General features: G+C 72.5%; 24 protein-coding genes. 11 read left to right on the top strand and 13 right to left on the bottom strand.

Annotation, left to right across the window (positions count from 1 at the left end; genetic code table 11):
• The first annotated feature begins 4 nt into the window (after positions 1–4).
• The 4 genes from IEY91_RS09860 (at position 5) to IEY91_RS09875 (ending at position 4,794) form a co-directional block, all read left to right on the top strand.
• Entirely contained in the window at positions 5–1,177 is a 1,173-nt protein-coding gene (locus tag IEY91_RS09860; protein ID WP_189173661.1) for an oxidoreductase, read from the top strand.
• A gap of 121 nt (positions 1,178–1,298) precedes the next feature.
• Complete coding sequence (locus tag IEY91_RS09865) at positions 1,299–2,666, top strand: cytochrome P450 (protein WP_189173662.1); 1,368 nt, start codon at positions 1,299–1,301, stop codon at positions 2,664–2,666.
• On the top strand, positions 2,663–3,703 hold the full coding sequence (locus tag IEY91_RS09870; protein WP_189173663.1) for a terpene synthase family protein: 1,041 nt from the start codon (positions 2,663–2,665) through the stop codon (positions 3,701–3,703). The genes IEY91_RS09865 and IEY91_RS09870 overlap by 4 nt, the downstream gene beginning before the upstream one ends.
• Entirely contained in the window at positions 3,700–4,794 is a 1,095-nt protein-coding gene (locus IEY91_RS09875; RefSeq protein ID WP_189173664.1) for a polyprenyl synthetase family protein, read from the top strand. Before IEY91_RS09870 ends, IEY91_RS09875 begins: the two co-directional genes overlap by 4 nt.
• Here IEY91_RS09875 and IEY91_RS09880 read toward each other — a convergent pair.
• Positions 4,763–6,136: a CynX/NimT family MFS transporter gene (locus IEY91_RS09880; RefSeq protein ID WP_229696835.1), complete on the bottom strand. Its 1,374-nt coding sequence runs from the start codon at positions 6,134–6,136 to the stop codon at positions 4,763–4,765. The two genes, IEY91_RS09875 and IEY91_RS09880, sit on opposite strands and share 32 nt — an antisense overlap.
• 72 nt (positions 6,137–6,208) lie before the next feature.
• Positions 6,209–6,910 carry a FadR/GntR family transcriptional regulator gene (locus IEY91_RS09885; protein ID WP_189173868.1) on the bottom strand — a complete coding sequence of 234 codons (702 nt, stop codon included), beginning with the start codon at positions 6,908–6,910 and terminating at the stop codon, positions 6,209–6,211.
• A gap of 387 nt (positions 6,911–7,297) precedes the next feature.
• On the opposite strand from IEY91_RS09885, the gene IEY91_RS42485 reads away from it, so the two are divergent.
• The 4 genes from IEY91_RS42485 (at position 7,298) to IEY91_RS09905 (ending at position 10,500) form a co-directional block, all read left to right on the top strand.
• Positions 7,298–7,960 (top strand): hypothetical protein, encoded by a 663-nt coding sequence (locus IEY91_RS42485; protein ID WP_189173665.1) that lies wholly within the window; start codon positions 7,298–7,300, stop codon positions 7,958–7,960.
• A 206-nt stretch (positions 7,961–8,166) separates the two neighbouring features.
• Entirely contained in the window at positions 8,167–8,667 is a 501-nt protein-coding gene (locus IEY91_RS09895) for a hypothetical protein (RefSeq protein WP_189173666.1), read from the top strand.
• A 115-nt stretch (positions 8,668–8,782) separates the two neighbouring features.
• Complete coding sequence (locus IEY91_RS09900; RefSeq protein WP_189173667.1) at positions 8,783–9,535, top strand: helix-turn-helix transcriptional regulator; 753 nt, start codon at positions 8,783–8,785, stop codon at positions 9,533–9,535.
• Positions 9,532–10,500, top strand: coding sequence for a threo-3-hydroxy-L-aspartate ammonia-lyase (locus tag IEY91_RS09905; protein ID WP_164326816.1), 969 nt, complete (start codon positions 9,532–9,534; stop codon positions 10,498–10,500). Before IEY91_RS09900 ends, IEY91_RS09905 begins: the two co-directional genes overlap by 4 nt.
• A 28-nt stretch (positions 10,501–10,528) precedes the next feature.
• Here the strand turns inward: IEY91_RS09905 and IEY91_RS09910 are convergent, their stop codons facing one another.
• Positions 10,529–11,146, bottom strand: coding sequence for a histone deacetylase (locus IEY91_RS09910; protein WP_164328759.1), 618 nt, complete (start codon positions 11,144–11,146; stop codon positions 10,529–10,531).
• A gap of 116 nt (positions 11,147–11,262) precedes the next feature.
• Positions 11,263–11,880 carry a TetR/AcrR family transcriptional regulator gene (locus IEY91_RS09915; RefSeq protein WP_164326817.1) on the bottom strand — a complete coding sequence of 206 codons (618 nt, stop codon included), beginning with the start codon at positions 11,878–11,880 and terminating at the stop codon, positions 11,263–11,265.
• 209 nt (positions 11,881–12,089) lie between these two features.
• On the opposite strand from IEY91_RS09915, the gene IEY91_RS09920 reads away from it, so the two are divergent.
• On the top strand, positions 12,090–12,335 hold the full coding sequence (locus tag IEY91_RS09920; RefSeq protein ID WP_164326818.1) for a DUF2630 family protein: 246 nt from the start codon (positions 12,090–12,092) through the stop codon (positions 12,333–12,335).
• On the opposite strand, the gene IEY91_RS09925 is transcribed toward IEY91_RS09920, so the two are convergent.
• The 5 genes from IEY91_RS09925 to IEY91_RS09945 form a co-directional block, all read right to left on the bottom strand.
• On the bottom strand, positions 12,326–13,033 hold the full coding sequence (locus tag IEY91_RS09925) for an HAD family hydrolase (protein ID WP_189173668.1): 708 nt from the start codon (positions 13,031–13,033) through the stop codon (positions 12,326–12,328). The genes IEY91_RS09920 and IEY91_RS09925 overlap by 10 nt on opposite strands.
• Before the next feature lie 100 nt (positions 13,034–13,133).
• Complete coding sequence (locus IEY91_RS09930) at positions 13,134–13,862, bottom strand: phosphatase PAP2 family protein (RefSeq protein WP_189173669.1); 729 nt, start codon at positions 13,860–13,862, stop codon at positions 13,134–13,136.
• A gap of 33 nt (positions 13,863–13,895) precedes the next feature.
• The gene (locus IEY91_RS09935; RefSeq protein WP_164326820.1) at positions 13,896–14,828 is read right to left on the bottom strand and encodes a M56 family metallopeptidase; all 933 of its coding nucleotides are present in this window, start codon (positions 14,826–14,828) and stop codon (positions 13,896–13,898) included.
• Positions 14,829–14,984: 156 nt separating this feature from the next.
• The gene (locus IEY91_RS09940) at positions 14,985–15,551 is read right to left on the bottom strand and encodes a DUF5134 domain-containing protein (protein WP_189173670.1); all 567 of its coding nucleotides are present in this window, start codon (positions 15,549–15,551) and stop codon (positions 14,985–14,987) included.
• A gap of 191 nt (positions 15,552–15,742) precedes the next feature.
• Positions 15,743–16,129: a VOC family protein gene (locus IEY91_RS09945; protein ID WP_189173671.1), complete on the bottom strand. Its 387-nt coding sequence runs from the start codon at positions 16,127–16,129 to the stop codon at positions 15,743–15,745.
• Positions 16,130–16,226: 97 nt separating this feature from the next.
• On the opposite strand from IEY91_RS09945, the gene IEY91_RS09950 reads away from it, so the two are divergent.
• Positions 16,227–16,787 carry a GNAT family N-acetyltransferase gene (locus IEY91_RS09950; RefSeq protein ID WP_189173672.1) on the top strand — a complete coding sequence of 187 codons (561 nt, stop codon included), beginning with the start codon at positions 16,227–16,229 and terminating at the stop codon, positions 16,785–16,787.
• A gap of 35 nt (positions 16,788–16,822) precedes the next feature.
• On the opposite strand, the gene IEY91_RS09955 is transcribed toward IEY91_RS09950, so the two are convergent.
• From IEY91_RS09955 to IEY91_RS09965, 4 genes are all read right to left on the bottom strand, one after another.
• On the bottom strand, positions 16,823–17,506 hold the full coding sequence (locus IEY91_RS09955; RefSeq protein WP_164326824.1) for a glycerophosphodiester phosphodiesterase: 684 nt from the start codon (positions 17,504–17,506) through the stop codon (positions 16,823–16,825).
• 76 nt (positions 17,507–17,582) lie between these two features.
• Positions 17,583–17,708, bottom strand: a complete 126-nt coding sequence (locus IEY91_RS42325) for a hypothetical protein (RefSeq protein ID WP_268240857.1) — start codon at positions 17,706–17,708, stop codon at positions 17,583–17,585.
• Between the two features lie 77 nt (positions 17,709–17,785).
• Entirely contained in the window at positions 17,786–18,463 is a 678-nt protein-coding gene (locus IEY91_RS09960; protein ID WP_229696836.1) for a PadR family transcriptional regulator, read from the bottom strand.
• Positions 18,464–18,538: 75 nt separating this feature from the next.
• Entirely contained in the window at positions 18,539–19,258 is a 720-nt protein-coding gene (locus tag IEY91_RS09965; RefSeq protein WP_189173673.1) for a lysophospholipid acyltransferase family protein, read from the bottom strand.
• A 261-nt stretch (positions 19,259–19,519) separates the two neighbouring features.
• On the opposite strand from IEY91_RS09965, the gene IEY91_RS09970 reads away from it, so the two are divergent.
• Positions 19,520–20,656 carry an LLM class flavin-dependent oxidoreductase gene (locus IEY91_RS09970; RefSeq protein WP_189173869.1) on the top strand — a complete coding sequence of 379 codons (1,137 nt, stop codon included), beginning with the start codon at positions 19,520–19,522 and terminating at the stop codon, positions 20,654–20,656.
• Position 20,657 lies beyond the last annotated feature (1 nt).

Consider the following 20,657-nt stretch of genomic DNA (forward strand, 5'->3'; position numbering starts at 1 on the left):
CGGCATGACGAACACAGCAGCGAACACCCGCCCCCTCGCACCGCACAACCTCACCGAACCGCACGGCCCCTTCGAGCCCCGCAGCCTCTTCGACCCCGCCCACCTCGCGGGCCTCGACCTTCCCAACCGCCTCGTCATGGCCCCCATGACACGCAACCGCGCCGACGCCGACGGCACCCCGACCCCCCTCATGGCGACGTACTACGCGCAGCGCGCCACCGCGGGCCTGATCATCGCCGAGGCCGCGACCCCCAACGCCGTCGGCCAGACCTACCCCAACATCACGGCCATCCACACCGACGCCCACGTCGACGGCTGGCGGCGCGTCACCGACGCGGTGCGCGCGGCCGGCGGACGGATGTTCCTCCAGGTGCAGCACGGCGGCCGGATCGGACACCCCGACAACAGCGGCGGCCTGACCCCTGTCGCGCCGTCGCCGGTACCGCTGCCCGACACCATCTTCACGCCCACCGGGCACCAACCGGCCGTCACCCCGCGCGAGATGACCGCCGACGAGATCGGCGCCACCGTCGCCGACTTCGCCGCAGCGGCCCGCCGGGCCGTCGACGCGGGCTTCGCCGGGGTGGAGGTGCACGGCGCCAACGGCTATCTGCTGCACCAGTTCCTGGGGCAGGGCACCAACCACCGCACCGACGGCTACGGCGGTTCCGTGGCGGGCCGCATCCGGTTCGCCGTCGAGGTGGTCCGCGCCGTCGCCGCCGAGATCGGCCCGGACCGCGTGGGCCTGCGCGTCTCACCCGGACTGAGGGTCAACGGCATGGACGAGGGCGACACCGAGCAGCTCTACCCGGCCTTGCTCGACGCCCTCGCGGACCTCCCGCTCGCCTACCTGCACGTCGTCTACGCCGACCCGGACAACCCCGTCTTCCAGGACATCCGCAAGCGCTGGACGGGCACGCTCATCGCCAACCCGATCCTGCCGCGCGACCAGATCCCCGCCGACGGCGGCCGTCAGGCGGCCGAGCGTCTCCTCACCGCGGGCGCCGACCTGATCTCCCTCGGCCGCCCCTTCCTGGCCAACCCCGACCTCGTCGCCCGGCTGCGCACCGGCGCGCCCGTCAACCCGGTGCGGGACCACGGCCTCATGTACGTGGGCGGTGAGCGGGGATACACCGACTACCCCGGATACACCGACTATCCCGTTCACAGTGGCTGACCCCCGAGGTGCTGTCAGGGCCGCGTCAGAGCGGCAGGGTAAGAATCGCATCCCACGCAGGAACGCGCGCCTGTGGTGAATCACGCGGCCGACAGACCGACGGCGACACCGAGGAGACGGGATGTCCGCAACACTGACCGAGCCCAGGCAGATACCTGACCTCAGCCTGGGGGAGAAGCTCTCCGGACTCTCCGCGATCCGGCGCGACCAAGTGGCGTTCCTCAGCAAGGCCGTCGAGAAGTACGGCGACGTCTTCCGCATGCGCCTGCTCGGCAATCCGCTGGTGATGCTCAACCACCCCGACCACGTGCACCGGGTGCTGGTGGAGAACAGGGAGAACTACGACAAGGAGAACTTCCTGTACCGGACCGTGCGCCCCGTCCTGCGCAACGGTCTGATCGGGGCGATCGGCGGGGAGTCCTGGCACCGGCAGCGCCGGCTCATGCAGCCGTCGTTCCACCGCCCGAAGATCTCCGCCTTCGCCGACACGATGACCGAGGAGACCGCGGCCATGCTCGGCCGGTGGCATCAGCGGTACCGCGACGGCGACGTGGCCGCGGTCGTCCCCGACGTCGGTCACATCGCGCTGCGCATCGTGACCCGCAATCTGTTCGGCGCCGACGTCGGCCCCACCACCGAGGCCATCGAGAACGACTTCACATACGCGAACCAGATCATGGGGGACTTCTTCCGCTTCCCCTTCCCGCCGCTGCACTGGCCGACGCCGAGCCATCTGCGGCTGCGCAAGCTCATCGCGAACCTGGACCGCTTCGTGGCCGAGATGATCGAGCAGCGCAACACCCGCAGCGACGGCAGCCCCACCCTGCTGTCCATCCTCGCCGACGCGGTCGACGAGGAGACCGGGCACCGCATGGACTCCGTCCAACTGCAGCAGGAAGTCGTCAACATCATGGTGGGCGGCTACGAGACCACCACCGGCGCCGCCTCGTTCCTGCTCTACCTGATCGCCAAGCACCCCGAGGTGCAGGAGCGGATGCACGCCGAGATCACCGAGGTGCTCGACGGCCGGCAGCCCGGCTTCGACGACGTCGCGAAACTGACGTACACCCGCATGGTCGTCGACGAGACCCTGCGGCTGCGCGGACCGGCCTGGCAGACCATGCGCCGTGCCGTGGGACCCGACGAGGTCGGCGGGTTCGGCATCGACGCGAACACCGGCATCTACATCAACTTCTATACGATGCACCGCCACCGCGACTTCTGGCCCGACCCGGAGCGGTTCGACCCCGAGCGCTTCGCGCCGCAGGCCGTGGCCGAGCGGCCGCGCAACGCGTACATCCCGTTCGGCTCCGGGCTGCGGGTGTGCATTGGCAAACACTTCGCCCTCACCGAACTCATGATCATCGCGACCATGATCGTGCAGCAGTACCGGCTCGTCCTTCCCGACAACCACCCGCCGGTGGGCCTCGACCAGCTCGTCACCCTGCGCCCCAAGCACGAGGTGCTGCTGCGCCTGGAGCGCCGATGAGTACTCTCCGAAGCTCCCCGCCGGCCCTTCCGGCGGCGTTCGAAGTGTTCCCGCCGCGGCTCAACCCCCATGCGGACGCCGCGATCGCGCACCTGGACCAGTGGACGCGGGACACCGGCCTGATCGGCACGGCGGCGGCCCGGGACCGCTTCGCGCAGGCCGACTTCGGCTGGTTCGCCGCCGTCACCTACCCCACCGCGGACGAGCGGGGGCTGTGTCTGATCGCCGACTGGTTCGCCTGGCTGTTCCTGCTCGACGACCAGCTCGACGACGGAGGACTCGGCAAGGACCCGGCCAGGACGGGCGAGTTGATCTCCCAGATGTTCGAGGTACTCGGCGGCGACGGACGGTCCGTGCCCGAGGACGCGCCCTCCCTCGTCACCTCACTCGCCGACCTGTGGCGGCGCACGCACGCGGCGCCCGGCTGGCGCGAGCGGTTCGTGCGGCACGTGATCGCGGGCGGCCTCGCGGCCCGCTGGGAGGCGGAGAACCGCGTCGCCGGCATCGTCCCCGACCTCGCGTCGTACGTGGAGAACCGGCGGCACACCGGCGCCATCTACGTGTGCATGGACCTCATCGAGGTCGTCGAACACCTCGACGTGCCCGATGCGGTGTACGAGAGCGAGCCGTTCGCGCGCGCCCTCGGCGCGGCCTGCGACGTCGTCTGCTGGACCAACGACCTGTACTCCCTGGACAAGGAGACCGCCCTCGGCGAGCACCACAACCTCGTCACCGTCGTCCAGCACGCCCACCGCCTCACCGCGGACCGGGCAATCGACGAGGTGAGCGCCCGCATCGCCGGTGAGATCGAGGCCTTCCTGCGGTACGAGGACGAGACGCTGCGCGCCTGGCCCGCCCACGCCGCCCTGCTCGCGGCCCACTTCGCGGGCATGCGGTCGTGGATGCGCGGCAACCTCGACTGGTCGGCCCGCACCCGGCGCTACCGCGACGCCGCCCACGACCGGGCGGACGCGGCCGCGTACCTGGAGCCGGTCCTGGTCGACGCGACGGCGGGCGCGGCGGGGGAGGGGAGATGACGACGACCACGACCCTCACGCCCGCGGCGCCGCCCGCCGCGTGGTCCGGGGTCACGCGAGCACGTGAGCTCCTGCCGCCGCTGCTGCGGGACGGCGTGGCCCGGCTCGGCGACGAACTCGGCCGGATCTGCGGCTACCAGCTCGGCCTGTGCGACGCGGACGGCCGTCCGGTGCCGGGCGCGGGCGGCAAGCTGATCCGTCCCGCGTTCTCCGTGCTGTGCGCGGAGGCCGTGGGCGGCGAGGCGGCCGACGCGCTGCCCGCGGGCGCGGCGATCGAGCTGCTGCACAACGCCTCGCTGATCCACGACGACATCATGGACGGCGACCGCGTCCGCAGGCACCGGCCGACGACGTGGGTCCGCTTCGGCGTGCCGCGCGCGATCCTGGCCGGTGACGCGCTGATCGCCCTCGGCTTCGAGACGCTCGCCGACCGGCGGCACCCGGCGACCGCCGCCTCGATCGCGGACCTCGCCCGCACGCTGCGCAGGCTGGCCATCGGGCAGGGCGACGACCTGCGCTTCGAACGGGAGCGGGAGGTCGGCGTCGAGGAGTGCCTGGCGATGCTCGGAGGCAAGACGGGGGCGCTGCTGGGCTGCGCCTGCCGGCTCGGGGCGGCGCACGGGGCTGATTACGCGGCCGAGTACGGAGCCGACTACGCGGCCGAGTACGGGGCCGTGCCGACGGCCTGGCTCGACCGCTTCGAGGCCTTCGGCGACCACCTGGGCGTCGCCTTCCAGCTCATCGACGACGTCCTCGGGATCTGGGGCGACCCGGCCGTCACTGGCAAACCCGTCGGCTCCGACCTGCGCGCCCGCAAGAAGAGCGCCCCTGTCGTCGCGGCACTCAAGGCCGGCACGGCGGCGTCGGACCGCCTGGACCGGCTGTACGCCACCCCCGGCGACCTGACGGATCACCAGGTAGCCGTGCTCACCGGCCTCGTCGAGGAAGCGGGCGGCCGTACCTGGACGCTGGCCGAGGCCGACCGCAGGATCGCCGCCGCCTGGGAACTCCTCGACCCGCTCGACCTCGACCCCGTGGCCCGCCAGGGCCTCGTCGACCTCACGACCGCGCTGACGGCCCGCCGCGCCTGACCGTGCGGCCACCGCTCCCGGCCGGGACGCCCGCCACATGCCGGTTGCGGGCGGCCCCGACGCCCACCACGACCTGCGGCACGAGGAGCACCAGCAGGACCACGAGCGGCACCGTCCAGTTGTGGGAGCTGTCGTGCACGGCGCCCAGGATGGCGGGCCCTGTGGCGGCGAGGATGTAGCCGAAGCACTGGGCCATGCTGGACAACTGGGCGACGTGCCGGGCGTCCGGGGCGCGCTGCACGATGAAGAGGAGCGCGAGGCTGATCGCCGCCCCCTGCCCGAGCCCGAGCAGGCTCATCCACACATAGGCCCCGCCGACGGGCGCGGCGAGCACTCCCGCGTACGCGATCGCGCACAGCACCGCGCCGAGCACGGCGAGGGTGCCCGAGCGCACCCGCCTGCCCACGATCACCGGCGCCACGAACGAACCCGCGATGCCGAGCAGGGAGGAGAACGACAGCATCCAGCCCGCGTCGCCCGCGCTCATCCCGGAGTCCTGGAGCAGCGTCGGCAGCCAGGCCGCCGCCGCGTAGTAGTTGAGCGACTGCAGCCCCATGTACCCGGTGACCTGCCAGGCCAGCGGCGAACGCCAGAGCCCGCGCACCGGATGCGCAGCCTGCCGGGCCGCCGCCGCGCCGACCCGCGTACGTGCGCGGAGCTGCGGCAGCCACACCACGAACGCCACCACGGCCAGAGCGCCCCAACAGGCCAGCGTGGTCCGCCAGTTCATGCCGGTCGCGTCCCGCACCGGCAGCGTGACGCCCGCCGCGAGCGCGGCGCCGCCGAACAGCGACATCGAGTACAGGCCGGTCATCAGCCCGGCCCGCGCCGGGAAGTCCCGCTTGATGAGGCCCGGAAGCAGCACGTTGGCGACGGCGATCCCCGCGCCGATGACGACGGTGCCCGCGAACAGCGCGGCGACCGAGTCCACCATCCGCAGCGCCGTGCCGGCGCAGATCAGCGCCATGGTGGCGAGCAGCGACGCCTCGGTGCCGAAGCGGCGGCCGAGGCGCGGCGCGACCGGCGCGAGCAGTCCGAAACACAGCAGCGGCAGCGCGGTCAGCAGGCTGGTCGCCGCCGCCGACATCCCGCTGTCGTCACGGATGGTGTCGGCGAGCGGCGAGACCGCGACCAGGGCGGGGCGCAGATTGAGGGCGAGCAGGACGACGCCGATGCCGAGCCAGAGGGCGTGGCGCCCGGTGACGCCGGGCGGGGTGTGCGGTGGAGTGCCCGCCGGGTTGTCGGGTGCGCGCTCCGACGCTCGGTCCGACTCGGAGTCCGACATGGGGTCGGTGTCCTCCCGCGCCTCGGTGGCCGGGGCGGTGGGCCCTTGGCTGCGCATTTCGTTCTCCTGGGGGTGCTTCGGTGGTACGTGTACGGGGCCGGGCCCGGGCTGCCGAGGGCCGACCGGGCGTCAGTCGGCCGGGGGCTGCTCCCGCAGCGCGGCCATGCCTTCGGCGAGGTGCGCGAGCACCGCGGCCTCCGCGGCCGTCGCGTCGCGCGCCTCGATGGCGTCGACGATCGCGCTGTGGGCGTCGATCTGGTGGCGTACGGAGTCGGGGACGGCGGCACCGAGCACGGACTGGATCGTGGCGTGCATCGCGTCGCTGAGGTGTCCGTACAGCTCGGCGAGGACGGCGTTGTGGGCCGCGGCGGCGACCGTGCGGTGAAAGGTCATGTCCGCGTCGATGAAGGCGTTCGTGTCACCGGCATCCCAGGCGCGGCTGCGCTCGGCGAGTGCGGTGCGCAGCGCGGTGAGGTCCTCCGGCGTGCGGCGCTCGGCCGCGTACCGGGCCGCGTCGCGCTCCAGTGAGGCGCGCACCTCGTACGCCTCCAGGACGCTCGCCCTGCGCACCCGCCGCTGCACGGCCGCGCCGAAGTCGCTGTTGGCGCGGACATACGTGCCGTCGCCCTGGCGCGGCTCCAGCATGCCGGTGTGCACCAGGGCGCGGACCGCCTCGCGCACGGTGTTGCGGCCGACGGCCAGTTGCTCCACGAGCAGCGGCTCGGCCGGGATCTTGGTGCCGACCTTCCACTCGCCGTCGGAGATCAGGCTCTCCATCTGGGCGATGACCAGGTCGACGAGGTTGGTGCGTGCGGTGCTGCGCAGCGGCATCGGTTCGGTGCCCTCTCTCTGCCGTACGGCCGGATCGTACACAGACATGGGAACATCCCATGTTTCGAGGTGTCAAACGGTGTGCCGGCGTGAACGGGGTAATCCGCGTAGGTGATGTTGCCGTGCCGTCGCGGAAGTGGGGGCGTGCTCGACGGAGTGGGGGCGTGCTCGGCCCGGTTCGGAACTCGCGGCGTAGACAGCCCTGTTGTGGAATCCCGCTCCGCCGACGGCGCCCGCCGGGCCGAGTCGTGCCCGTGAAGTGATCTATGGGGCACCGTTACATGATCTCGGGAAACCCGTAATGACGGGCGAATAGGTTGATTCAGCACTCGCCGGACGGCAAGGGCAAACCGATACATCCGTACCGTGAAGGGGAACACCGCCACCATGCGCCACACCACTCACCGCCGCAGCGCCCTTCGTACCGCCACCATCTCCGTCGCCGTCGGCGCGGCGCTGCTGGCCCCGGCCGCGGCCGCGCTGGCGAGCACCCCGGCCCCGCAGCGTGTCGCCGCCGCGCCGACCGCCGCCCCCAAGCCGGTGAAGATCGACATCGGTGCCGGTGTCACCGTCCCGGTCAAGGGCGGCAAGCCGTACTACAAGGGCAAGGCCCTGAAGCCCGGCCAGACCGTCAACGACGGCATCTACCTGCACCTCAGCGCCGACGGCAAGAAGCTGTACAGCAAGACGCAGGGCGGCGGCACGCCGTACGCGATCTGGGACGTCAAGACCGGCAAGAGCCTCGGCACCCAGAAGGCCAGCCCCACCGCCAAGGTGAAGGCCGCGCTGACCGCCAAGCCGTCCGCGACCTCCGTGAAGGCCTGGCAGGAGCTGCGCGTCAGCGGCAAGGCCACCGGCATCAAGGCCGGCAGCAAGGTGGGCCTCCAGCAGAAGCAGCGCGGCACGTGGAAGACGCTGCCCGCGTCCACCACCGTCAACAAGTCCGGCGCGTACACGCTGCGTGTGAAGCTCGGCCTCAAGGGCACGAACGAGCTCCGCATGAAGAGCGGCGCGACGCTGTCGCCGGTCTTCAAGGTGACCGTGCGCTGAACCGCGCGCTGACGTCGCGTCCCCCCTCGCGCGACAGGGCCCCCGGCGCTCCGTACGTGGATCATTCCATGTACGGAGCGCCGGGGGCTCGTGCGTGCCATCACCTGAACGAGCGACTTATCCACCTGGGTTGATGGCATCACACTTGGAAGGGGACGGTGCGCACCTCCTGTTGACTCTGTTCCGCAGACCAAAGGAGGACCGTCATGTCTTGCATGCCCACGCGCGGCAGGGCCGCCGGTGCGGTGGTGGCCCTGTTCGTGGCGGCGGCCGTCACGGCACCCGTAGCCGCCGCCGACCCCGGCAGCGCGCCACTGGCGACGTTCAACTGCGCCGGCTCGATCAACGTGAACGTGCATCCGGTGAACGGCGCCGTCGACGGCAAGAGCGCGAGCAACTTCCGCTGCGCCACACCGGACGAGTCCTTCGCCGCCCAACTGACGATCTCCGGCTCCATCACGGGCAGCGGCGACCTCTTCTACACGACGCGGACCACCGACACCCTCAGGCGGACGGACACGGGCCAGAGCCTCCAGTTCACGATCGACCGCCGCTTCGACCGGGACACCACCGCGGCGTCCGGCAACGCCACCGAAAGCGGATCCGGCGTCCAGGCCCGCGACTCCGGCACCGGCACCTTCGGAACGGGCACGAACCTGGTGACGTTCGTCATCACCAACAACTACATGCTCGACGTCACTACCTGACCCGCTCCGCCTCCCAGCCGACGGTCGCCTTCCCGACAAGGTCTGGATTTTTCGTCCAAGCCGTGTACGTTGTGTCCAGAGAGTCTGGGCCGCAGCGACGAGTGGGAGTGCCGACATGAGTGCCGCCGACAGGCAGACGGACGACGGCCGGGGCGCCGAACACGTCGCTGAGCGGGATTCCGGCCGCGATTCCGAGCGCGACGCGATCCTCGCCGCCCTGGCCCCCGTCGCCGACGGCATCGCCGCCACCTTCGGCTCGCTGTGCGAAGCCGTCGTGCACGACTACCGGCGGCCGGAGCAGTCCGTCGTGTCGATCGCCGGAGCCGTCACCGGGCGCAGCGTCGGCGGCTCGATGAGCGAGATCGGGATGGGGATGCTCGCCCGCGGCGACGAGGCGGACGACGAGCTGAACTATCTGACGCGCACTCAGGACGGCAAGCTGGTCAAGTCGTCCACGATGCTGCTGCGCGACAGCGGCGGCGCGGTGTTCGGCGCGCTGTGCGTCAACCTCGACATCACCGCCGTGCGGCAGGTCGGCACGCTGATCGGTGAACTCGCCGGAGTGGCGGCCCCGGCGGAGGTGCCGACGACCACCTTCGGCGACGATGTGGACGCCGTGGTGCGCTCCGTCGTCGACGCCTACCAGCTCAAGCGCAGCCGCCCGTGGGGCGAGCTCGACCGCGACGAACGCGTCGAGCTGTTCCGGGGCCTGGACGAGCGCGGCGTGTTCGCGGTCCGGCGCGCGGTCCCGCAGGTCGCTGCCCGCCTCGGCATCTCCCGCGCCTCCGCCTACACCTACCTCTCCAAAGCACGCGCCCAGGACGCCCCGGCGGCCGGGCCCGACACCTCACAGGGAGCATCCGCATGACGAGCACACCCCCGGTCACCCTCGACGACGTCCGTGACGCCGCGGCCCGGCTGAAGGGCGTCGCGCACCGCACGCCCGTGCTGCGCTCGCGCACGCTGGACGCCCGCGTGGGCGCGGAGGTCTTCCTCAAGTGCGAGAACCACCAGCGCATCGGCGCCTTCAAGTTCCGCGGCGCCTACAACGCGGTCTCTCGGCTCGCGCCGGAGCAACTAGCCAAGGGCATCGCCTCGTTCTCCTCCGGCAATCACGCCCAGGCCGCCGCCCTCGCCGCCCGTGAGCTGGGCAGCAGCGCCGTCATCGTCATGCCCGAGGACACCCCGCGCTCCAAGCGCGCGGCCGCCGAGGGCTACGGCGCGGAGATCGTGACGTACGACCGCTACACCGGCGACCGCGAGGCCATCGGCAAGGCCCTGGCCGAGGAGCGCGGCCTCGCCCTGATCCCGCCGTACGAGCACCCGCACGTCATCGCGGGCCAGGGCACCGCCGCCCTCGAACTCATCGAAGAGGTCGGCGAATTGGACCTGCTCCTCGTGCCGGTCGGCGGCGGCGGGCTGATCGCGGGCAGCGCCACCGCGGCAAAGGGCTTGAACGGTGGCATCCGCGTGGTCGGCGTCGAGCCGGAGGCGGGCGACGACACCAAGCGGTCGCTGGCGGCCGGGCACCGGGTGACGATCCCCGTGCCGCGCACCATCGCCGACGGCCAAGCCGCCGAGATCCCGGGCGAGTTGACGTTCTCGATCAACAAGCGGCTCGTCGACGACATCGCCCTCGTCTCCGACGACGACATCCGTGACGCGATGCGGTTCGCCTTCGAACGCCTGAAGACCGTCGTCGAGCCCAGCGGCGCCTCGGCCCTCGCGGCCGCGCTGAGCGGACGCGTGGACCGCGTACCGCCGCGCGTCGGCATCATCCTCTCCGGCGGCAACATCGACGCTGCGCGGTTCGCGGAGCTGTGCGGCAGCTGACCGCAGCCCGGGGGGCGATACGACGGGCTCAGCCCCGCAGCAGCTCCGCCACCCGCTCGGCCGTCCACGTCCCCGCCGCACCCGGGCACGCCGCGAGGTAGGCGGTCACCGCGGCCTCGTCCCACGCCGCCGCCTCCAGGAGCCCGGAGGCCAACTGGCGCAGATAGCCGCCGGACGGCGCGTTGAGGGCGACGTCCCCCAGCGCCCACGGCGCGGTGAACGTGAGCACCGGCAGCCCCTCCAGCGTCCCCGGGCACACCAGCGTCTCGTAGCGCCCGTCCCCGATCCTGGCCCGGCCGTGCCGCAGCGCCGGCGCCAGATCGGGGCCGGTCCCGGGCTCGCCGTACATCTCCTGGGCCGCGATGTCGCGGAACTGCTCGGCGGTCACCAGATGGGCGCGCGCGTACACCCGCCCCCGCGCCTGCGGGTCGTAGAACGCCCGGCCGCCCGACCAGAGCGCGGACTCGGTCGCGAAGTACACCGCCCCCTGAAGCTCCACGGGCACCGAGGCCCGCGGCGGACGCGGATCCCTGCACCCCGGGCAGCCGCGCGCCGCACCGGGCGGGCGCCCGCCCGCGATGTAGTGCATGAGGCGGCCGAGCAGCGTGTTGGAGCCGTAGGCGGCGTACCAGACAAGGTCGGGCACCACCGGCTCCGGCCCGGCACCGCAGCCGTCGCCCGGCCCCGGCGCATCAATCGTCCGTACGCGGCTCACCGGCATCCCTTCCACAACCTCTACAAGCTCCAGAACATCCAGAACGTCTAGAACGGCCCCTCGGGCGGCTCCGCGCTCGGCGGGACCCCGAGCTTCCAGTCCAGGTCGTAGCGCTGGAAAAGCTCCGCCCGCAGCACGTCGAACGGCATCGGCGCCCCCGGGATGAGCAGCGCGAAGACCGCGCCCATCAGGAGCGCGCGCAGCATGCGGTAGTCCGTCTCGCTCTCGTCCGAACCGTGCCGCGCCACCGCCTCGCGCAGCAGGAACGCGAGCCGCTGCTGCTCCGGACACTGCACGAATCCCTCGGCCTGGAGGATGCCCGCCATGTGCGTGCGCATCAGCATCGGCCGGTCGCGCGCCAGGCCCAGGATCGCGTCGATGGCGCGGGCGAGCAGCTCGTCGCCGTCCTCCGTGCGCGGCTCCCGCTCAAGGCCGGCCTGCAGCGTCATGTGCATGAGCCGGTGCACGGCCGACTGGAGGAGCTGGCGCTTCCCGGGGAAGTAGTACGACACGAGGCCGCGCGCGGAACCCGCGCGGTCGGCGATGTCCGCGAGCGTCGTGGCCTCGTACCCACGCTCGCCCACCAGCTCCACCGTCGCCTGCAGCAGCCGCTCGCGGGAACGTCGGCGCAACTCTTCATTGACCGATGGGCTACGCGGGGACATCCTGTAACTCCTGCGTTGACTGGCTCACAGCCAATATACTCAGGGTGTCCCGGCCCTGGCCGTCATGGGCCGGTGCCGCCTCGGGCAGGCAACACCGCGGGGGAGTGTTGCCTGCCCTTGGCCGGCCGTGGACGCTTGCCACCGCGCTCTCCTCGCGGATCCGGCGCGTCCTCCTTAGAGTGGGCCGGGGGCCGAGGAGGCGCTTGGACATGGACCAACAGCAGATTCTGGCGCGGATCAGTGAGATGGTCGACGCCGAGAAGACCCTGCGGGAATCGCTCGCTTCCGGAGCGATCGACGAGGCGACGGAACGGGCCCGCCTCGGCGTCCTGGAACGCGAACTGGACCAGTGCTGGGACCTGCTGCGCAGGCGCCGGGCGAAGGCCGAGTTCGGCGGCGACCCCGACACGGTGTCGGTGCGGCCGTCGGCACAGGTCGAGGGCTATCAGTCCTGAGGGCCCCCGACGAGCCCCGGCACGCCCCGCAGCGCAGCGGGCCGCCGCTCCACCGGCAGATGGTCCACGAAGTGCACCGCGCAGCCCAACGCCGCCGCGCCCCCGTCCGCGCGCCGGTCGTCGCCCACCATCAGCGTGTCCTCCGGAGCGACCCCCAGGCCGTCGCAGGCGTGCGCGAACAGCCGCGCGTCCGGCTTCTGCACTCCGTGCTCGTACGACAGGACGTACACGTCGACATAAGGGTCCAGGCCGTGGAAGCGGAAGATCGGCCGCAGGTCCCAGCCGATGTTGCTGACGACCCCCACGCGCACGCCCAGCGCCCGCAGCTCCCGCAGTACGTCCGCCGCGTCGTCGTACGGCCGCCACGCCTCCGGGATCATGTGGCGCTCGTACAGCGCGTCATGCAGCCGGGGATCGGGCAGCGGCACCGTGCGGGAGAGGCCCGTGTAGGCCGCCCGGTGCAGCTCCGCGCTCTCGTCGCGGCGCCCCCACACGTCGGTGAGGTGGTCCGGCACGTCGACCGTCGGTGAGGCGCCCGGCAGCGCGCCCGCGCGGTCGAGCGCGTCCGCGAGCCGCGCCGCCTCGTCCTCCGGCAGGGCTAGCCCGCTCGCGGCGAGTGCGCCGCGCAGCCACGAAGCGGTGGACTCGGTGTGGAACAGCGTCCCGGAGAAATCGAAGAGCACGCCCTTGATCGCCATGCGTGCGATCCTCCGGGACCGGGCGAGCGGGGGTCAAGAAGGCCTGGCCCGCGCGCGGACCGGTCCGGGGTGTTGGGCAGGCGGCCGGCCAAGGGCCGTGTCAGGCGCGCCCGTCGGCGGGACCCGGACGCCGCTCCCCGCCCCCGCCCGAGCCGCCCGGACGCTGCTCCTCCGGCACGAACCTCTCGTACGCCGCCACCGCGAGCGCCACCGTCAGCACCCCGAGCAGCCAGCCCCCGACGATGTCCGAGGCCCAGTGCACGCCGAGCCACACCCGGGTGAGCCCCACCCCGATCACGGACACCGCGGCCACGGCGAGCCCCACCCGCGATGCCGTGGCCCCCGCGCCGTACACGCGCAGCAGCCACACCATCAGCCCGCACACCACGGTCGCCGTCATCGCGTGTCCCGAGGGGAACGCCGAGTAGTTCGCGGAGTCCACCGGGTCCGGCCACACCGGCCGCTCCCGCCCCACCGCCGCCTTCAGGCCCTGCTGCACCAGCGTGCCCACCAGAGTCGTGGCCGCGAGCAAGCCCGCGAGCCACCACGCGCGCCGGGTCAGCAGCCACAGCACGACGGCGGTGCACAGCGCGCGCATCGTCCACGGGTCCCACACCCAGTCGGTGAGGATGCGCGCGGATTGCGTCAGGTCGGGGTGTGCCACCGCCCAGCGGTGGGTGGTGCGTGCGATGTCGCCGTCCACGTCGAACAGCGGGCGCCACTCGGCGACGACCAGGACGAGCAGCAGCACGGTCGGGACGGCGAGGAACAGGGCGGCGCGCGGGGCGCCGGGGATGGGCGGGGTCGCTCGGGGCGGTGCGGAGTGCATGCGGTGATCCTGGCCGATAGGGGGCAACGGCACCTAACCGAGCGCGCGCAGGGCCGGTACGAACGCGATGAGGAGCGGCACCACCGGCACGAGCGCCGCGGCCGCCGTCAGCCGGAGGCGGCGCCCGGCGGTGAGCCGCGGGCGGGCGGAGAGGAGGCGGTGCACGCGCTGCGGTACATGCGCGTGGGTGCTGGGGCAGGGCCCGAACACGCCCCGGTGTTCGTTGAGTTCGACGAGGGCCAGCGCGATGGTGAGCCGCCCGAAGCGGCGCGATGCCACGTCGTCGGCGGCGAGTTCGACGAGCCGGTGCATCTCGTCGCGGAACGCGGCGAACACCGGGACCTGCGGGAAGCCCACGGCGAGCGCGCCCGAGCAGTGCAGGAGCCAGTCGTGCCGCGCCTGCGCGTGCCCCTGCTCGTGGGCGAGCACCGCGTCGAGCTGACGCCCCTTCAGGCGCCGCAACGCGGCGGTGGTGATGACCAGTTGGGGCGCCGCACCGGGCAGCCACCAGGCGTCGGGCCGCTCGCCCTCCAGGACCACGAGCCGGTCGGCGCCGGGCTCCTCGCCGGGCAACAGCGGTGCCCGCACGACGAGTTCGGCACGCCGCTTGGCCCGCCGGGTCCGCGCGCGGGCGATCTCGCGGGTGAGCATCGCGGCCGTCCACACGCCGCCCGCCGCGAGCGCCACCGCCGTCACGGCGGCCCACGGGGTCGATCCGAGCGCGTACGCCTCCACGACGTCGCGCGGCGCGGGCGCGAAGAGCTGCCCGCGCACCGCCTGCCAGGCGGCCGCCGCGCTGAACGTCATCGACAGCGCGCAGCACAGCAGGACACCGGCCACCACGCACTGCCAGGCCCACAGCGCGACCACTGGTTCGCGCTCCACCCAGTCGGCCCTCGCGAGCATCCTGGGGGCGACGACGGCGGTCAGCGCGCCCAGCAGCATCAGCGCGACGGGGACCATCATGGGTCAACCCTATGAGGGGCGCGCCGCACGGCGGTATGGGCAATCACCGCAAGTGATGTACGCCACGACGGATTCCGTAGACATTTGGTGTCCCCCGGGACGTCCGGTGCCCCGGGGGCGCCGCACGACACTGCGCGACAAGGGGTGCCCCGCGCGTCACAACGCAAGCAGCATCGCCAGCATCCCCATGCTCATCGCGAGTCGGCACACAAGCGCCAGCTCCGGCCGGTCGGCCAAGGCCGTGGCACCGCTCACGGACACGACATCGCCCGTGCCCGCCACCGCCCCCACCGGCGCGAGCCGCGCGCCCGACAGCAGCACGTGCCCGGCGAAGTACAGGAGCAGCGCACCCGTCACCACCGGCACCCCCGCACCGCCGTGCGCGCCGTGCCCGCCCGGCGCCGCGACCATCGCCGCCGACATGTAGACCATGGCCAGCGCGCCCACGACATGATGCAGATGGTGCGGCCCGCGCCGTGCCGCCCACGCCACCCGCAGCCCGGCGGCGGCGAACACCGCCGCGTAGCCGAGCCACACGCCCCGCGGCGGATCGAGCACCGCGGCCGGCAGCGCCATCACCGCCATGCCGAACCCCATCAGCGCCTCGCCTCCCGCCGTGCGCCGCTGCTCCTCGACCCCGCTGCGCATCCGCAGCAGGCAGTACGCCCCGCTCCCCGCGCAGAGCGCCACCAACAGCCAACTCGCCGACCCCGGTCCGTGCACCGAGCACCTCCTCGATCGACGTGACATCGTCGACGGGTCGATGCCCGGCGGCGGGGCGGCGTACGGGAGCGCACAGAGGTACGGCGGGCGCGTGACGTAGACGTGGGGCGGCGCCCCGGCGCGGGCAACGGCGGTGATGTCACGGCCGGTTGACCCGCCTCACGGCTTCACAGACTGACGACTTCAGGGCCTCATGGCCGATACCGCAGCGGATGGTCCTCCGGAACCTCCACCACCGCGATCCGGGTGCCGTCCGGGTCCGCGATCCACATCTCGATCAGCCCCCACGGCTCCCGCACCGGCGGCCGCAGGATCTCGACGCTCCGTCCGGCGAGGTCCTCGTGGGCGGCCGCCACATCCGCGACCTGGAGCCACAGCCGTACCGCAGGGGACGGGGGCGCGTCGGCGCGGCCGGAGACCTCCAGGAAGCCGCCGCCGAGGAAGTAGACGGTGCCGCGTTCGGGGCCCGTGCCGAACTCGCGGTACACGGCCAGGCCCAGATCGCGGCCGTAGAAGGCGCGGGACCGCTCGGGGTCGGTGGGGCAAAGGAGGATCCTGCTGCTCAGTACGTGCACCATGTGGCGCACGTTAGTGCCGGGTTACCCTCGGCGCAGACCCGTCGCAGCACCGGAGCCGGACACGCGCCGCAGCTCCGGGGATCGGAGAACCGCGCCCATGCACACCGCCCCGCGCCCCAGCACCCACGGCGAACTGAGCTTCCGGGACGCCACGGAGACCGACGTCGACGCGCTCGTCGCGCTCATCGAGTCGGCGTACCGAGGCGACGACAGCCGCGCGGGATGGACCACCGAGGCGGACATCCTCGAAGGGCAGCGGACCGACCCCGAAGGCGTCGTGGCGGTCATCGCGTCGCCCGCGAGCAAGCTGCTCGCCGTGGAGCGCGACGGCACCCTCGTCGCCTGCTGCCAGCTGGAGCACCGCGGCGAGCACGCCTACTTCGGGATGTTCGCCGTCAGCCCGGCGCTGCAGGGCGCGGGCCTCGGCAAGGTCATCATGGCCGAGGCGGAGCGGACGGCGCGCGAGGCGTGGGGCGTGCGTGAGATGCACATGACCGTGATCTCCGTACGCGATGAACTCATCGCCTGGTACGAGCGGCGTGGCTACCGCCGTACGGGAAAGATGACCCCGTTCCCGTACGGCGACGAGCGCTTCGGCGTGCCGCAGCGCGACGACCTGCAGTTCGAGCTCCTGGTGAAGGAGTTCGGGAGCGCCTGACCGGGCCTCGCGCGCGGCCCGCGGCGTGCGGGCGCTCAGGCGGTGAAGCGGCCCGTGCGCTTGATCTCCGGGTAGTCCGTCGTCGCGCCGTCCAGTTGCAGCGCGCGCACCAGACGCAGATCGTCCTGGGTGTTCACGACCCAGCCGATGATCCGCAGATCGGCCTTGCGCGCGTGCTCCACGATCTCCAGCGTCAGGCGCCGGATGTTCAGTACGAGGGTGGTGGCGCCCACGGCGGTGGCGCGCTCCACGACGTCCGTGCCGTAGCGGCTGGCGACGAGCGCGGTGCGTACGCCCGGTACCAGGCGGGCGATCTCGGCGATCGCCGCGTCGTGGAAGGAGAGCACCTCCACCCGGCCGGTCAGATCGCGCGCGGTCATGACGTCGGCGAGCGCCCGCGCGGCCGCCACATCCTTGATCTCGGCCTGCAACGGCGCCTTCACGGCGTCCACGACCTCTTCGAAGACGGGGATGCGCTCGCCCTTGCCGGCGTCAAGATCGCGCAGCTCGGACAGGGTCTTCTCGGCGATCGGGCCCCGGCCGTCGGTGGTGCGGCCGACGTCGGTGTCGTGCATGACGACGAGGGCGCCGTCCTTGCTGAGGTGCAGGTCGAGTTCGATGATGTCCAGGCCCGCGGCCTGGGCTGCGACGAACGAACGCAGAGTGTTCTCGGGTTCGACACCCATGACACCGCGATGACCGATGGTGAGGAAGTTCAAGGTTCACTCGCTTCCGTCGACGGCGGCTCGGCTCCGCGCGGCTCGGCGGCTCATGACCACGCGGCAAGGTCGCAGCCTAATCGCCCGCCTCCGCGATGGGACCGTCCCTGCGCGACGGAGTGGAGTCGTCCGGTCTGGTGCCGACGATGCCCAGGATGAGTCCGGTGATGAGGGCGGCGACAAGGACGGCGCGGGTGCTCATGGGTTCGCGGCCTCTCTCGGAGGAGTCGGCTGACCCGGCCCGTCCTACCGCTGCGGAGCCCGTGATCGCGAGTGGTCTCACCCGTGGGTGGGCGCGTCGTCCGGGGGTTGACCGGGGTGCCCCGGGCCCGCGCCGGACGCCTTCGGGCGGGCGTCCGCGCGGACGTCCGGGCCGCCGTCCAGACGCGCCAGATCCGCGAGCAGCTCCTCGGCCAGCTCCAGCTCGGCCTCCAGATGCCGGGCGCTCCAGCGCAGCGCGATCTGCGGATGCGCCCAGGCCTCGACGCCCTCGGCGTGCTCCAGCGCGCCCGCGACCTCGGCCAGCTCGCCCCTGGTGTACGCGATGTGCTCGCTCACCATGGCCCGGAGGCGGGCCGGCTCGGTGAGATGGCCGAGCCAGACCCGCAGCAGCAGCGGATGCTTGAGCACCGGCGGGCCCGCGTCGTGCCCGCCCGCCGCCCAGGCCGCGAGCGCCGCCCGGCCCGCGTCGGTGATGGCGTACGCCCGGCGCGCACGCGGCTCCTCCGGGCCCGAGCGGCGCGAGGTGGCGTACCCCAGCGCCTCCAGGCGGCGCAGCTCGGCGTAGATCTGGCTGATGGCCGGCGACCAGTAGAAGTGGCGCAGCGACGAGCTGGCCCACTTCTTCAGCTCGTACCCGGTCCGCTCACCCGGGAAGGACAGCAGCCCGAGCACGGCCCACGCGGTCGGCGGCAGCGGCGCGGGCTCGGGCGACGGGATCGGGAGCGGGGCTGCCATGTGCCGATTGAAGTGAACCGGCCGGTGTACGCGCAAGACTCCGCCCGCGTGCGGGTGCGGGCAGGAGCCGTGAGGTCACCGCGACTGCGGGGCCGTGGCGCGCTCGGAGAGCGCCTTCGTCCGCGCCTCCGCCTTCGCTTCCACGGCGTACCGGTCGACGTACTCCTGCCCGGAGAGGACCAGGATCGCGTACATGATCTCGTCCGTGATCGCCCGCAGCGCGGCCCGCTGGTCCTCCATGCCCGCGTAGCGGGAGAAGTCCAGCGGCTTGCCGAAGCGCAGCGTGATGGGCACGACGCTGGGTACCCTGCGGCCCGCAGGCTGCGCCTCGAACGTGCCGATCATCGCGCAGGGGATCACGGGCACGCCCGAGCGCAGCGCCATCGCCGCGACGCCCACCCTGCCCTTGTAGAGCCGTCCGTCGTGCGAGCGCGTTCCCTCCGGGAAGATCCCGAGCAGCCCGCCCGCGTCCAGGACCGCGAGGCCCGCGTCGACCCCGGCCTGCCCGGCCCCGTTGCCCGACCGGTCCACGGGGATCGCCCCGATGCCCCGGAAGAACGCCGCGGCCAGACGGCCCTTGAGCCCCCTGCCCGTGAAGTACTCCACCTTGGCGAGGAAGTGGATGCGCCGCCGCAGCGTCACGCCCAGCAGGAACTGGTCGCAGAACGACTGATGGTTGCCCGCGACGATCGCCGCACCCGCGCCCGGCACGTGTTCGAGGCCCTCGATCCGCGGCCGGAACAGCCAGCGCAGCAGCGGGACCAGCACGACGCACTTGAACAAGCGGTAGAACATGATCCCTGTGAGTCCCCTCCTAGACGACCCCCGCGTCGCGGAACGCTAGTGGCCTTCCGGGGGCGCGGGGGAGAACGCGTAATCGGCCAAGGCGCGCCCTATGTGAAGGAGGCTTGAATTGAGGGGAGTTGCCTCTACCCCTTGCGTCGTGCCGCCGCACATCCCTTGCCTCTTCAAGATCTGACGACTAGTCATATGACTGATCGAAACATCTGGCACGTCCCGAAGGTCCGGCTCCCTGTCCAACTCCCTGGAGGCAACGTGCAGTTCTCCGTCATCTTCGAGGCCCAGCTCGCCGACCCCACGGTGGACCGCGAGCACCAGCTCATCCACGACTGCGTCGAACAGGCCGTCCTGGCCGAGGAGATGGGGTTCGACCGGGTCTGGGCGGTCGAGCACCACTCCCTGAAGTGGTACGCGCACATGAGCGCGCCGGAGGTCTTCCTCACGTGGGTGGCCGCGCGCACGCGCACCATCCGCGTCGGGCACGGCGTCGTCTGCATGCCGTTCCGGTTCAACCATCCGGCGCGGGTCGCCGAGCGGGCCGCGATGCTCGACCTGCTCTCCGGCGGCCGGCTCGACCTGGGGGCGGGGCGCGGCGGCACGGTGCAGGAGACGTCGCTGTGCGGGGTCGACCGGGATCGTACGACGCAGGAGGTCGAGGAGGCGCTGCGCATCGTCGGCAGGGCCTGGGAGCGGGACGAGCTGGAGCACCATGGCGAGCTGCTCGACATCGGACCGCACCCGATCCTGCCGCGCCCCGCCCAGGCCCCGCACCCGCCGCTGTTCCTCGCGTGCAGCAGGACCGAGACGCTGACGCAGGCCGCCCAACTCGGCGTAGGCGCCCTGGTGATGGGCTTCGCCGGGCCCGAGTCGATCGCCGGGATGCGACGCGCGTACGACGACGCCATCGCGGCGCGGACACCGGACCGCTTCGTGTCGACCGTCGTCAACGACCACTTCTCCGTGCTGTGCCCGACCATCGTCCTCGACGACCGGGAGGCCGCGCGGCGCGTGGGCCTGCGCGGCCAGCGGTTCTTCGCGCAGTCCATCGCGCACTGGTACGGCGGCGCCGGGCTGCCCGACGAAGCGGTGGTAGAGGGCGCGGACGAGGCGGCCGAGCTGCGCACCGCCGCCGAGCAGGTGGTGGCGCGCCTGAGCGAGCACGACATCCCGGTGCGCCCGGCGGCCACGGCTGTGTTCCACGCCGACCACGCGTACGGCACGGCGGACGACGCCATCGCGTACGTCGAGCGGCTGCGGGCGGCCGGCGCCGACGAGGTGATGTGCCTCGTCCAGATGGGCACGGTGCCGCAGGAGGCGTGCCTGGAGACGCTGCGGCAGTGGGGCGAGAAGGTCATCCCGCACTTTCGCCCTCGGGGAAGGGAGGCGGCCTGAG

It is taken from the genome of Streptomyces lasiicapitis (genome assembly GCF_014646335.1).
GTDB lineage: Bacteria > Actinomycetota > Actinomycetes > Streptomycetales > Streptomycetaceae > Streptomyces > Streptomyces lasiicapitis.

Excerpts from the sequence above, each read along its gene's own strand:
- IEY91_RS09860 (WP_189173661.1), top strand. The coding sequence starts at position 5 with ATGACGAACACAGCAGCGAACACCCGCCCCCTCGCACCGCACAACCTC.
- IEY91_RS09865 (WP_189173662.1), top strand. The coding sequence starts at position 1,299 with ATGTCCGCAACACTGACCGAGCCCAGGCAGATACCTGACCTCAGCCTG.
- IEY91_RS09870 (WP_189173663.1), top strand. The coding sequence starts at position 2,663 with ATGAGTACTCTCCGAAGCTCCCCGCCGGCCCTTCCGGCGGCGTTCGAA.
- IEY91_RS09875 (WP_189173664.1), top strand. The coding sequence starts at position 3,700 with ATGACGACGACCACGACCCTCACGCCCGCGGCGCCGCCCGCCGCGTGG.
- IEY91_RS09880 (WP_229696835.1), bottom strand. The coding sequence starts at position 6,136 with ATGCGCAGCCAAGGGCCCACCGCCCCGGCCACCGAGGCGCGGGAGGAC.
- IEY91_RS09885 (WP_189173868.1), bottom strand. The coding sequence starts at position 6,910 with ATGCCGCTGCGCAGCACCGCACGCACCAACCTCGTCGACCTGGTCATC.
- IEY91_RS42485 (WP_189173665.1), top strand. The coding sequence starts at position 7,298 with ATGCGCCACACCACTCACCGCCGCAGCGCCCTTCGTACCGCCACCATC.
- IEY91_RS09895 (WP_189173666.1), top strand. The coding sequence starts at position 8,167 with ATGTCTTGCATGCCCACGCGCGGCAGGGCCGCCGGTGCGGTGGTGGCC.
- IEY91_RS09900 (WP_189173667.1), top strand. The coding sequence starts at position 8,783 with ATGAGTGCCGCCGACAGGCAGACGGACGACGGCCGGGGCGCCGAACAC.
- IEY91_RS09905 (WP_164326816.1), top strand. The coding sequence starts at position 9,532 with ATGACGAGCACACCCCCGGTCACCCTCGACGACGTCCGTGACGCCGCG.
- IEY91_RS09915 (WP_164326817.1), bottom strand. The coding sequence starts at position 11,880 with ATGTCCCCGCGTAGCCCATCGGTCAATGAAGAGTTGCGCCGACGTTCC.
- IEY91_RS09920 (WP_164326818.1), top strand. The coding sequence starts at position 12,090 with ATGGACCAACAGCAGATTCTGGCGCGGATCAGTGAGATGGTCGACGCC.
- IEY91_RS09925 (WP_189173668.1), bottom strand. The coding sequence starts at position 13,033 with ATGGCGATCAAGGGCGTGCTCTTCGATTTCTCCGGGACGCTGTTCCAC.
- IEY91_RS09930 (WP_189173669.1), bottom strand. The coding sequence starts at position 13,862 with ATGCACTCCGCACCGCCCCGAGCGACCCCGCCCATCCCCGGCGCCCCG.
- IEY91_RS09935 (WP_164326820.1), bottom strand. The coding sequence starts at position 14,828 with ATGATGGTCCCCGTCGCGCTGATGCTGCTGGGCGCGCTGACCGCCGTC.
- IEY91_RS09945 (WP_189173671.1), bottom strand. The coding sequence starts at position 16,129 with ATGGTGCACGTACTGAGCAGCAGGATCCTCCTTTGCCCCACCGACCCC.
- IEY91_RS09950 (WP_189173672.1), top strand. The coding sequence starts at position 16,227 with ATGCACACCGCCCCGCGCCCCAGCACCCACGGCGAACTGAGCTTCCGG.
- IEY91_RS42325 (WP_268240857.1), bottom strand. The coding sequence starts at position 17,708 with ATGAGCACCCGCGCCGTCCTTGTCGCCGCCCTCATCACCGGACTCATC.
- IEY91_RS09960 (WP_229696836.1), bottom strand. The coding sequence starts at position 18,463 with ATGGCAGCCCCGCTCCCGATCCCGTCGCCCGAGCCCGCGCCGCTGCCG.
- IEY91_RS09965 (WP_189173673.1), bottom strand. The coding sequence starts at position 19,258 with ATGTTCTACCGCTTGTTCAAGTGCGTCGTGCTGGTCCCGCTGCTGCGC.